The sequence below is a fragment of the Actinomadura keratinilytica genome (assembly GCF_039539665.1).
GTDB lineage: Bacteria > Actinomycetota > Actinomycetes > Streptosporangiales > Streptosporangiaceae > Spirillospora > Spirillospora keratinilytica.
In genome coordinates this window covers 1-10,970 of the sequence record NZ_BAABDO010000167.1, presented here as the reverse complement: position 1 = coordinate 10,970, position 10,970 = coordinate 1, and the positions used below count along the sequence as shown (strand labels likewise).

Sequence of the window (10,970 nt, the reverse complement as noted above, 5' to 3'; positions counted from 1 at the left end):
TCTCCAGGTCCATGAGCATGGTGCGGCTGGCGTTGGTGACGTCGGTGACGTGCACCCCGCCGTCGCGGCCGCCGGTGAGGTTCCACAGCAGCCAGGCGTCGATGTTGCCGAAGAGCGCCTCGCCCGACTCGGCGTCGCGGCGCACCCCCGGAACGTTCTCCAGGATCCACTGGATCTTGCCGCCGGAGAAGTAGGTGGCGGGCGGCAGCCCGGCGCGGTGCCGGATCGTGTCGCCGCGCCCGTCGCGCTCCAGCGCCGCGGCGATGCGGTCGGTGCGGGTGTCCTGCCAGACGATCGCGTTGTGGTACGGGCGTCCGGTGCGGCGGTTCCACACCACGGTGGTCTCGCGCTGGTTGGTGATGCCGAGCGCGGCCAGGTCGCCACCGCCCAGCCCCGCCTTGTTGAGCGTGGTCTCGACGACCGCGCGGGTGCGCTCCCAGATCTCGGTGGGGTTGTGCTCGACCCAGCCCGCCCGCGGCAGGATCTGCTGGTGCTCCAGCTGGTGGCGGGCGACCTCGTTGCCGCCGTGGTCGAAGATCATGAATCTGGTGCTGGTGGTGCCCTGGTCAAGAGCCCCCACGACGTCCCCCATCAGGCCCTCCTCTCCCGGCGGGCGGACGCGCTCCGCCCGCCGGCTCTCGACTCCCCGCGACGGACCGGGCAGGCGCCGGGCGCCGGTGCACCGGGGCGATCAGGGCGTGGCATCGCGCTCGGGCTCGCGGTCGGTGCCCTCGGCGCCGCCGGCCTGCGGCGGCAGGTGGCGGCCGATCAGCAGGTGGTAGAGCGCGGCGCCGACGAGCCCGCCCAGCAGCGGGCCGACGATCGGCACCCAGAAGTACAGGCCGCCGTACTGGTCGCGCCAGGCGCCGCCGTACCCGGTGAGGTACTGGGCCAGGCGCGGGCCGAAGTCGCGGGCGGGGTTGATCGCGTATCCGGCGTCGGTGCCCCAGGCCATGCCGATCGCGACCACCAGCAGGCCGATCAGCACCGGGGTCAGGCCGGCCGGCGGCGGCACGTTGCGCAGGTCGGTCAGGGCCAGGACGACGAACAGCAGGATCGCGGTGCCGATGACCTGGTCGCGGAAGCCGCCCCACAGCCCCACCGGGAGGGTGCCGTTGCCCGGCAGGGTGGAGAACACCAGCTGGCTCTTGATCGTGTGGCCGGGGTCGAAGGCGGCCAGCACCTCGCTGTAGTTCCACCGGACGAGCAGCGCGCCGGTGAAGGCGCCGGCGGTCTGCGCCAGGACGTAGGGGGCGACCTTGCGCCAGGGGAACCCCTGGAAGACCGCGAGCGCGACGGTCACCGCCGGGTTGATGTGGCCGCCGCTCAGCCGCGCCGACACGTAGACGCCCAGGGCGACGCCGATGCCCCAGGCCCAGGCGATGCTGTCGTGGTCGCCGAGACCGCCCGCGACGACCTGGGCGACCACCCCCGCGCCGAAGAGGATGAGGATCATCGTCCCGGCGAACTCCGCGCTCAGCTCCCCGGCGATCGGGGCGAGCCGCCACGGCGGGAGCGGGGCTCGTCGCGCCATGGTCGCCTCCTCCCCCGCCGGCCGCGGTCACCGTCACCGCACGTCAACGGCCTCCCCGGAAGGACGGATATTCCCGTAACCTAGCGTGATAAGCGGAATGACGGTACGCACTTGGACGAACACGCGGCGCAGTGCCGGCGGGGACGTCACCGGCCCCGCGGGCCGGGCTCGGGAGTCGCGACATGAGGCGCCTCGATGAACTCGATCGCCCCGTCGGCGATGCGGCGCGCCGCCGCCTCGTAGCGGGACCGCAGGTCGTGCAGCACCTCCTGGGCGCGCACCGCGGGCCAGTCGGCCGGCAGGTGCTCCACCGGCAGCCAGGGGTCGACCCGCACCAGCTGCAGCCACTCGGTGAGCATCCACAGGTAGCGGGCCAGGTCGTCGGGCGCCCGCGGCACCGGGTCGGGGCGGTCCCAGCGGTGCAGGAAGGCGCGGTAGCCGGCGGCCAGCCCGTCCAGGTCGAACGCGTCGCGGATCATCCCCGGCACGTCGGTGGGCGGCTCGGCCGGGCCGCCGAACACCTTGACCCGCCCGTTGAGCCCGAGGCCCTCGATGACCGGGGCGACGTCCACCCGCGACGGCGTCACCCACATGCCGTTGCCGAGCGGCCCGAACCCGGCCCAGACCAGCCGGGAGCGCAGGTCGTGCCGCTGCCGCTGCCAGGACTCGGGCATGGAGAAGGCCAGCACCGTCCACTGGCCGTCCCAGTCGGTGTTGACCGCGCCGCGCTGCCAGACGCGGCGCTCGCCGTCGACCAGGATGCGCGCCGAGCGCTCGGTCAGGCCGAAGTGCATGCGGCGGCCGCGCCGGTGGCGGGCCAGCAGGCCGCGCCCGACCATGCGGGTGAGCGTGGAGCGGATGGCCTGCTCGCCCACGCCCAGCCGGTCGAACACCTCGATGAAGCTGCCGGAGAACACCGCGATGTCGCGCCGCAGCACGTAGTTGCCCAGGAACGTCAGCATGAGCGCCTGGGGCCGCAGCTTCGGCGGGGCGAGCCCGGGATCGGCGCCGGGATCGGCGCCGGGGTCGGCGCCGGGGGCGGCGCCGTCGGTGGATTCGCGGTTCTGCGTGGACGTTCGCTCGCGCACCGGCCCGGCCCCCTGTCGCGGTCTGATGTTGGGCAGATTATTGACGGTCGTCAATGCTACGCCTATGTTCGGGCTGTCGCCACCGGCTTCGCCTCGCCCCAGGGGGGACGATCATGCGCAACGAAGGACTCGGGTCGTGGCCGGCCCGCCGCGCCCGCAAGACCCCGAACCGCCCCGCCCTGGTCTACCAGGACCAGAGCCGCACGTACGCCGAGACGCACGAACGGGTCACCCGGCTGGCGCACGCCCTGCGCGGCCTGGGCGTCCGGCGCGGCGACCGCGTCGCCTACCTCGGCCCCAACCACCCGGCCTTTCTGGAGACGCTGTTCGCCGCCGGCGCGCTCGGCGCCGTGTTCGTCCCCCTCAACACCCGCCTGGCCGGACCGGAGATCGCCTACCAGCTGGCCGACTCGGGCGCGGCCGTGCTGGTGTACGCCCCGAGCCACGCCGAGCTGGTGGACGGCATCCGCGGCACCGCCGGCGTGCGGGCCTACGTCCCGCTGGAGGCGGACCGCGGCGGGTACGAGGAGCTGCTGGCCGCCGCGGCCGCCGACCCGGTCGACGAGCCCGTCGGCCTGGACGACCCGTGCATGATCATGTACACGTCCGGCACCACCGGGCGGCCCAAGGGCGCCGTGCTCACCCACGGCAACATCACCTGGAACACCGTCAACGTCCTGGTCGACCACGACCTGGTCGCCGACGAGGTCGCGCTGGTGTCGGCGCCGCTGTTCCACACCGCCGGGCTCAACATGCTCACCCTGCCGGTGCTGCTGAAGGGCGGCTGCTGCGTGCTGGTCGAGCGGTTCGACCCCGACGCGGCGCTCGAGCTGGTCGAGCGGCACCGGATCACGTTCATGTTCGGGGTCCCCACGATGTTCCAGCAGATCGCCCGCTCGCCGCGGTGGCCGGCCGCGGACCTGTCCTCGCTGCGGCTGCTGACCTGCGGCGGCGCGCCCGTGCCGACATCGCTGATCGCCGCCTACCAGGAGCGCGGGCTGACCTTCCTGCAGGGCTACGGGATGACCGAGGCGTCGCCCGGGGTACTGTTCCTGGACTCCGCCCACGCGGTCGCCAAGGCCGGGTCGGCGGGGGTGCCGCACTTCTTCAGCGACGTCAGGGTGGTGGGGCCGGACATGCAGGCGGTGCCGCCGGGCGAGACCGGCGAGGTCGTCGTCAAGGGCCCGCACGTCATGTCCGGTTACTGGGGGCTGCCGGAGGAGACCGCCCGCGCGTTCACCGACGGCTGGTTCCACACCGGCGACGCCGCCCGCGTCGACGAGGACGGCTACGCCTACATCGTCGACCGGATCAAGGACATGATCGTCTCGGGCGGGGAGAACATCTACCCGGCCGAGGTCGAGAACGCCATCCTGGCCGACCCCGACGTGCTGGAGTGCGCGGTGATCGGCGTGCCCGACGACACGTGGGGCGAGGTCGGCCGCGCGATCGTGGTGCCGCGCGCCGGCTCGGCGCTGACCGCCGAGCGGGTGCTGGCGCCGCTGGCGGACCGGCTGGCCAAGTACAAGATCCCCAAGTCGGTGGTGTTCACCGACGCCATCCCGCGCAACGCCGCGGGCAAGGTGCTCAAGGCCCGGCTGCGCGCCGAGTACGGCGCGGCCGGGCCGGGGTCCGCCGCGCCCGCGTCCCGTCCCGCCGAGCAGGCTCCCCCGACGGAGCCGTGACCCGCCCCAGGAGCCGCCGCCCATGAACGCCACCGGGACCGCCACGGCGGTCGCCGCCGCCTCCCCGCCCCGGCCGCGCACCGCCCCGGACGCCGAGTCCGACTCCGGGCGCCCGTCGGTCACCCGCCGGGTGCTCGGCATCCTGGACGCCTTCACCCCCGAGCGGCCCGTGCTGTCGCTTTCGGACATCAGCCGCCGCGCCGGGCTGCCGCCCGCCACCGCGCACCGGCTGATCGCCGAGCTGACCCGCTGGGGCGCCCTGGAACGCGACGGGGACGGCCTGTACCGCATCGGCCTGCGCCTGTGGGAGGTGGCGGCGCTGGCGCCGCGCGGGCAGGCGCTGCGCGAGGCGGCCATGCCGTTCCTGGAGGACCTGTACGAGGCGACGCACGAGAACGTGCAGCTGGCCGTGCTGGACGGGCTGGAGGTCGTCTACATCGAGCGCATCCGCTCCCGCAACGCGGTGCACGTGTTCACCCGCGTCGGCGGCCGCTGGCCCGCGCACGCGACCGGCGTGGGCCTGGCGCTGCTCGCGCACGCCGACCCCGAGCTGCAGGAGCGGGCGATCGCCGGGCCGCTGCGGCGGTTCACGCCCAAGACCATCTGCTCGGGCGGCGAGCTGCGCCGCGTGCTGGCCGAGGTGCGCCGCACCGGCGTGGCGATCAGCGACGGGCAGGTGGAGCTGATCGCGCTGTCGGTGGCCGCGCCGGTCTACGGGCCGGACGACACCGTGGTCGCGGCGGTGTCGATCGTGGTGCCGTCCCACTCGTCCGACGCGCGCGCCCTCATCCCGGCGGTGCGCGCCACCGCACGCGGCATCTCGCGCGCGCTCGGCGCCCCGCGGGCGCTGCGCCGTCCCTCCGGCGCCACCGCCCGCGTCTGAGCCCGGCGGGCTTTTCCATTGAACGGAACGGCGGTGGCCGCCGGCGCGCGGGCCCGGGAAGGTCGGGGACATCGGTCCTGACACGCGTCGAGGAGCACCCCATGGCCTTTCCACGCAACCAGTGGTACGTCGCCGCGTACGCCTCGGAGGTCGGCGACGGCCTGCTGGCCCGCACCATCTGCGGTGAGCCCATCGTCTTCTACCGCACCCGCGACGGAAAGCCCGTCGGGCTGGCGGACCGCTGCGTGCACCGGCGCTACCCGCTGTCGGCCAGCAGTCGCGACGGCGACCGGATCGTCTGCGGCTACCACGGTTTCACCTACGACCCCGACGGCACCTGCGTCGCCGTGCCCGGGCAGCGCCGCGTGCCCCGCACCGCCCGCGTCCCCCGCTACACCGTGGTCGAGCAGGACTCGCTGATCTGGGTGTGGATCGGCGAGGACGGCAAGGCCGACCCGGCGGCGATCCCGCGCGCCCCCTGGCTCGACTCCCCCGACTACGTGACCGTGCGGGGCATGGAGCCGCTGGCCGCGCGCTACGAGCTGCTGGTGGACAACCTGCTGGACCTGTCGCACGAGACGTACCTGCACGGCGGGTACATCGGCACCCCCGAGGTGGCCGCGACGCCCATCACCACGGAGGTGGACGAGGAGGCGGGCGTCGTCTACGTCAGCCGCCGCATGAAGGACGCCGAGTGCCCGCCGTTCTACGCCAAGTCCACGGGCATCCAGGGCCGCATCGACCGCTGGCAGGACATCGAGTACCACCCGCCGTGCCTGTACCTGCTGCACAGCCGGATCGCGCCGACCGGCGTGGAGCCGGGCCCGGACGGCGACGACCCCAGGGCCTGCCACGCCGAGATCGTCTACGCGATCACCCCGGAGACCGAGACCAGCACGCACGACTTCTGGATGGTCGCCCGCGACTTCGCGATGGACGACGAGGAGGTGTCGCGGTTCCTGGCCGACAGCAACCGCACCGTCGTGCTCCAGGACGTCGAGGCGCTCAACCTGCTGGAGAAGGTGATCGCCGCCGAGCCGGAGGGCTACCAGGAGCTGAGCATCAACATCGACACCGGCGGGCTGGCCGCGCGCCGGATGCTGCAGCGGATGACGGCGCAGTGAGCGGCGGGCGGGCCGGCGGGCGGGGCGGCCGGCTGCGGGTGGAGTGGACGCCCGGCTCCGACCGGCTGACCGGCATCTGCTTCTGCGGCGCGCGGCGGCAGGCCGACGACCCGGTGGAGATCTGGCGCTGGCTGCTGGCGCACCACGAGCACCGGGACGCCGCCGAGTAGAGTCAGGTCAGCTTGGCCTAACAAGCGCTCGGAGGTGGGTCGGATGGCGACGGAGCGACCAGGGGAGACGGCGGAGCGGCCGGCCCGGCGGGGCGGCGGGCGGCGCCCGCGGATCGCGCACCGCGGCACGGTGGTCCGCACCGAGCGGATCACCCCGCACATGATCCGCGTGGTGCTCGGCGGCGAGGGCCTGGCCCGGTTCTCGGCGGGCGAGTTCACCGACCACTACGTCAAGCTGCTGTTCCCGCCGGCCGGCGTCGTCTACCCCGAGCCGTTCGACCTGGAGGAGATCCGCGCCCGGCTGCCGCGCGAGCAGTGGCCGAGCACCCGCACCTACACCGTCCGCGCCTGGGACCCGGACGCCCGCGAGCTGACGATCGACTTCGTCCACCACGGCGACCGGGGCCTGGCCGGGCCGTGGGCGGCGAAGGCGCGGCCGGGCGACCGGATCTGGTTCTTCGGGCCGGGCGGCGGGTACGCGCCCAGCCCCGAGGCCGACTGGCACCTGCTGGCGGGCGACGAGAGCGCGCTGCCCGCGATCGCCGCCTCGCTGGAGCGGGTGCCGCCGGGCGCGCCCACCCGCGTGTTCATCGAGGTGGAGGGGCCCGCCGAGGAGCAGGCCCTGGACACGCCCGGCGACGCGCGGATCGAGTGGCTGCACCGCGACGGCGGCGAGGTCGGGCGGGCGCTGGTGCGCGCGGTGCGCGCCCTGGACCTCCCCGCCGACGGGGTGCACGCGTTCGTGCACGGCGAGGCGGAGTTCGTCCGCGACCTGCGCCGCCACCTGCGGGTCGAACGCGGCATCCCGCTGGAGCGGCTGTCGATCTCCGGCTACTGGCGGCGCGGCCGCGACGAGGACGGCTGGCAGTCCTCCAAGCGCGAGTGGAACCGCATGATCGAAGAGGAGGAGGCCAAGGCGCTGGCCGCGGCCTCCTGAGCCCGGCGGCTTCCGGGGCGACCGGTCAGGCCGTGGCCTCGCCGGTCTCCCCGGGGGCCCGGCCGGCCTCCCCGGCGCCGGGGTCGTCGGCGAAGCCGGGCAGCCAGCGCAGCGCCTCGGCGCGGAAGCCGCCCTCGGCCTCCAGCTGGCACAGCACGCCGCCGCATCCGGCCAGGGCGCGGCTGACGGCCAGGTACTGCGGGGGCAGCCGCAGGTGCCGGGCCAGGCCGTCCGGCCGCAGGTCGGTGGCCAGTCCCATGCCCCGCGCGGTCTCCCGGCGCAGCCACTCGCGGCTGTAGCGGAACCGCTCGACGGCGAACGGCGCCGCGTGCGGGGCGATCAGGGCGCGCAGCCGCTCGGGGTCCACCTCGGCCTCGGGGTCCAGGAAGCCCTCGGCGCGGGCGTGGGCGACCATCTCCTCGGCGTCGCCGAGGGTGCCGATGCGCAGCATCCGGCCGAGCGACCAGCGCAGCTCGTCGGACACGCGGGCGGCGCCGCCGAAGTCCAGCACGCCGAGCCTGCCGTCGTCCAGCAGCCGGAAGTTGCCCGGGTGCGGGTCGATGTGCACCATGCCGCAGCGGGCGGGGCCGGACAGGATGAACCGGAACAGCAGCAGCCCGGCGCGGTCGCGCTCCTCCTGCGTGCCGTCCGCGATGACGCGCGCCAGCGGCGCGCCCTCCACCCACTCGGTCACCAGCACGTTTCCGGACTGCGCCACGACCGCGGGCACCAGGAAGTCGGGGTCGCCGGCGTAGGCGCGGTGGAAGGCGGTCTGGGCGCGGGCCTCGTCGCGGTAGTCCAGCTCCTTCTCCAGCCGCCGCTTCAGGTCGGCGACCAGCGGCTTGACCTCCACGCCGGGGAACAGCGGCGTGATCAGCCGGCTCAGCCGGGCGATCTGGTTGAAGTCGCTCATCAGCGCCGGCCCGGCGCCCGGGTACTGCACCTTGACGGCCACGGCGCGGCCGTCGTGCCACACGGCCCGGTGCACCTGGCCGATGGAGGCGGCCGCGGCGGGGCGGTCGTCGAACTCGGCGAACAGCTCCCGCCAGTCCTCCCCCAGGCCCTCGGCCAGGACGCGGTGCGCGGTCGCGGCGGGCATCGGCGGAGCGGCCTCCTGCAGCCGGGTCAGGCTGGCCCGGAACGGCCCGGCCACCTCCTCCGGCAGCCCCGCCTCGAAGATCGACAGCAGCTGGCCGACCTTCATGGCGCCGCCCTTGAGCTCGCCGAGCACGGCGAACAGCTGCTCGGCGGTGCGCCGCCGCACCTCCAGGGCGACCGCCTCGGCGGGGCGGCCGATCGTCCGCTTGCCCAGGCCGAGGGCGGTGCGGCCGGCGAACCCGAGGGGGAGGGTGGCCAGCTTGGCGGTCCGGCTCACCGCCCGGCGGGGGATGTCGCTCACAGTGGGACCGTCCTGCCTGTTGACACCGGCTTTTCTGGCTTGAACCGTATAAACGGTATCTCCCGATATGACTGTTCCGTTCGATGCTTGACGGCCGCTCGCGGCCGGATCACCACGGCGCTGGGCTGTGAGGCACCTCATGGCCGTGCCTCGTAGGGGCGGAGAGGGGCGTCCGGCGCGGTGCCGGTCTCGGGCCGGGTGCCGGCGAGGTAGCGCACGGTCGCCGCGAGAACGGCGCGGCGGCGGCGCGGGGCGGCGCGGCGGCGGGCGTCAGGACGGCCGGGACAGGTCGATCTCGGTCGCCAGGCCGTTGCGCCGGACGTGCTCGCGCAGCCGGCCCGCGGCCAGCGCGGCGAACAGCTCCCGGCCGCGCCGCGGGTCGGGCAGCAGCACGTTCTGCCCGCCGATCCACGCCGACGGCCCGGTCGGCAGCGTCGCGAAGGTGACCCGGTCGGGGCCGATCCGGGCCAGCCGCAGCGCCAGCGAGCGCAGCGTGCCGAGGCCGGTGCGGTCGTCCACCGCCACCGACTCGCTGGCCGCGCGCAGGAACGCGTCGAGCTTGACCGGGTTGCGCAGCGTGCCGCCGTCGACCGCCTTGGCGGCCATGGCCCGCAGGAAGGCGTGCTGCCGCCTGACCCGGTCCAGGTCGCTGCCGGACAGGCCCTTGCGCTCGCGGACGAACCGCAGCGCCCGCGCGCCGTCCAGGTGGTTGCGGCCCGCCGGCCAGGACCAGCCGTTGCTCGGGTCGTGGATCGGCGCGTCCAGGTAGATGTCCACGCCGCCGAGCGCGTCGGTCATCCGGGCGAACCCGGCGAAGTCGACGGCGACCACGTGGTCGAGGCGGATCCCCGCCAGCTGCTGCACGGTCTGCGCCATCAGCCGCGGCCCGCCGTGCGCGAACGCCGCGTTGATCTTGGCGCGCGGGTGTCCGGGGATGTCGGTCCACAGGTCCCGCGGGATCGAGATGACGTAGGCGTGCCGCTCGTCCGGCGGCAGGTGCAGCACCATGATCGTGTCGGCGCGGGCCCGTCCCCCGGGCCGCCACTTGTCCCGGGCGGGGACGCCGCGCAGGTCCGAGCCGAGCAGCAGCCAGTTCTGCCCGGCTTCGGCGGCGGCCGGCGGCGCCGCGCGGCTCGGCAGCGCCTCGGGCAGCCGCTGGATGCGCCGGTCGTAGCTGTCGGCGCGCCACACCGCCAGCCCGACGGCGGACACCGCCAGCACCGCCGCCGCCACGCCCAGGCGCACCAGCACGCGCCGGAGGCGCCCGCGCGCACGCCGGCTCCGAGACCTCATGGCACAGATCACCTCCGCAGCGGCCCGTCCCGTCCGCGCCGCCGGGGTGCCCGCACCCGGTCCGGCGCATGATCACCCACCCGGTTCCCCGCCACGGGGCGCTGTAACGCCCGTCATATCGCGCTCCCGCCCCCGAGCCGCCGCAAACCGGTACAGCCGGTTTCGGCGATCCGGTCGATCAGCCCGGCCAGCAGCGCGGTGCGCGGCACGACGGAGGCGAGGTCGAGCCATTCGCCGGGCGAGCGGCAGGCGCCGCCGACCGGGCCCAGGCCGTCCAGGACGGGCGTGCCGGAGGCCGCGACGAGGTTGGCGCCGGAGCCGCCGGCGGCGACGCCGGCCCGCACGTGCAGGCCCAGGTCCAGGCCCACCCGGCGGGCGGTGTCGACCAGCGCGGCGGTGCGCGGGCCGCCCTCCCACGGCGGCACGGGGGCGTGCTGGACGACCTCGGCCGCCACCCCGGCGACCCCGTGGCCGCGGGCCAGGCGGCGGATGTCGGCCAGGACCGCGTCGAAGTCGGCCGCGCGGTCGGCGCGCACGTCGGCGACCTGGCGCGCCGAGTCGGCGACCATGCCGGGCGCCGTGCCCGCCTGCAGGACGCCCACGTGGACGCGCACCCCCGGACGGCCGCGGTGCAGCTCCTGCAGGGCGACGGTCAGCCGGGCGGCGGCCAGGGCGTCGTCGCGGCAGTCGTCGGCGACGGCGGGCAGGCCGGTATCGGCGGGCAGGTCGGCGTCGGGGCCCGTGTGCGCCGCCCTGCCGCGCAGGACGATCTCCACGTCCGCGCCACCCTTGCGGGCGGCGACCACGGCGCCGTCCGGGCGGGCGCACCGCAGGCCCAGCGCCGCCGCCGCGCCGTG

At 75.4% G+C, this 10,970-nt stretch carries 11 protein-coding genes; 5 read left to right on the top strand and 6 right to left on the bottom strand.

Features of this window, described 5'->3' with window-relative positions; translation table 11 throughout:
- The 3 genes from ABD879_RS30335 to ABD879_RS30325 form a co-directional block, all read right to left on the bottom strand.
- Window positions 1-592 (bottom strand): FGGY family carbohydrate kinase (locus ABD879_RS30335; protein WP_345025165.1); only part of this gene is annotated, 592 nt, incomplete at its 3' end.
- Between the two features lie 99 nt (window positions 593-691).
- Window positions 692-1,534 carry an MIP/aquaporin family protein gene (locus tag ABD879_RS30330; RefSeq protein ID WP_345025164.1) on the bottom strand — a complete coding sequence of 281 codons (843 nt, stop codon included), beginning with the start codon at window positions 1,532-1,534 and terminating at the stop codon, window positions 692-694.
- Window positions 1,535-1,680: 146 nt separating this feature from the next.
- Entirely contained in the window at window positions 1,681-2,622 is a 942-nt protein-coding gene (locus ABD879_RS30325; RefSeq protein WP_345025163.1) for a PaaX family transcriptional regulator, read from the bottom strand.
- Between the two features lie 113 nt (window positions 2,623-2,735).
- Between ABD879_RS30325 and ABD879_RS30320 the strand changes: the two genes are divergently transcribed.
- The 5 genes from ABD879_RS30320 (at window position 2,736) to ABD879_RS30300 (ending at window position 7,421) form a co-directional block, all read left to right on the top strand.
- Complete coding sequence (locus ABD879_RS30320; RefSeq protein ID WP_345025162.1) at window positions 2,736-4,307, top strand: acyl-CoA synthetase; 1,572 nt, start codon at window positions 2,736-2,738, stop codon at window positions 4,305-4,307.
- Between the two features lie 22 nt (window positions 4,308-4,329).
- The gene (locus ABD879_RS30315; protein WP_345025161.1) at window positions 4,330-5,190 is read left to right on the top strand and encodes an IclR family transcriptional regulator; all 861 of its coding nucleotides are present in this window, start codon (window positions 4,330-4,332) and stop codon (window positions 5,188-5,190) included.
- A gap of 101 nt (window positions 5,191-5,291) precedes the next feature.
- The gene (locus ABD879_RS30310; protein WP_345025159.1) at window positions 5,292-6,314 is read left to right on the top strand and encodes an aromatic ring-hydroxylating oxygenase subunit alpha; all 1,023 of its coding nucleotides are present in this window, start codon (window positions 5,292-5,294) and stop codon (window positions 6,312-6,314) included.
- Window positions 6,311-6,484, top strand: coding sequence for a hypothetical protein (locus ABD879_RS30305; protein ID WP_345025158.1), 174 nt, complete (start codon window positions 6,311-6,313; stop codon window positions 6,482-6,484). Before ABD879_RS30310 ends, ABD879_RS30305 begins: the two co-directional genes overlap by 4 nt.
- Window positions 6,485-6,527: 43 nt before the next feature.
- Entirely contained in the window at window positions 6,528-7,421 is an 894-nt protein-coding gene (locus tag ABD879_RS30300) for a siderophore-interacting protein (protein WP_345025157.1), read from the top strand.
- Between the two features lie 25 nt (window positions 7,422-7,446).
- Here ABD879_RS30300 and ABD879_RS30295 read toward each other — a convergent pair whose 3' ends face one another.
- The 3 genes from ABD879_RS30295 to ABD879_RS30285 form a co-directional block, all read right to left on the bottom strand.
- The gene (locus tag ABD879_RS30295) at window positions 7,447-8,820 is read right to left on the bottom strand and encodes an ABC1 kinase family protein (protein WP_345025155.1); all 1,374 of its coding nucleotides are present in this window, start codon (window positions 8,818-8,820) and stop codon (window positions 7,447-7,449) included.
- Window positions 8,821-9,090: 270 nt separating this feature from the next.
- Window positions 9,091-10,113, bottom strand: coding sequence for an LCP family protein (locus ABD879_RS30290; RefSeq protein WP_345025154.1), 1,023 nt, complete (start codon window positions 10,111-10,113; stop codon window positions 9,091-9,093).
- 113 nt (window positions 10,114-10,226) lie between these two features.
- A partial coding sequence (locus ABD879_RS30285; protein ID WP_345025153.1) for a peptidase dimerization domain-containing protein occupies window positions 10,227-10,970 on the bottom strand: 744 nt, incomplete at its 5' end.

Bases quoted from the DNA above. Each gene is read 5' to 3' on its own strand.
- ABD879_RS30330 (WP_345025164.1), bottom strand. From the start codon at position 1,534: ATGGCGCGACGAGCCCCGCTCCCGCCGTGGCGGCTCGCCCCGATCGCC.
- ABD879_RS30320 (WP_345025162.1), top strand. From the start codon at position 2,736: ATGCGCAACGAAGGACTCGGGTCGTGGCCGGCCCGCCGCGCCCGCAAG.
- ABD879_RS30315 (WP_345025161.1), top strand. From the start codon at position 4,330: ATGAACGCCACCGGGACCGCCACGGCGGTCGCCGCCGCCTCCCCGCCC.
- ABD879_RS30310 (WP_345025159.1), top strand. From the start codon at position 5,292: ATGGCCTTTCCACGCAACCAGTGGTACGTCGCCGCGTACGCCTCGGAG.
- ABD879_RS30300 (WP_345025157.1), top strand. From the start codon at position 6,528: ATGGCGACGGAGCGACCAGGGGAGACGGCGGAGCGGCCGGCCCGGCGG.
- ABD879_RS30290 (WP_345025154.1), bottom strand. From the start codon at position 10,113: ATGAGGTCTCGGAGCCGGCGTGCGCGCGGGCGCCTCCGGCGCGTGCTG.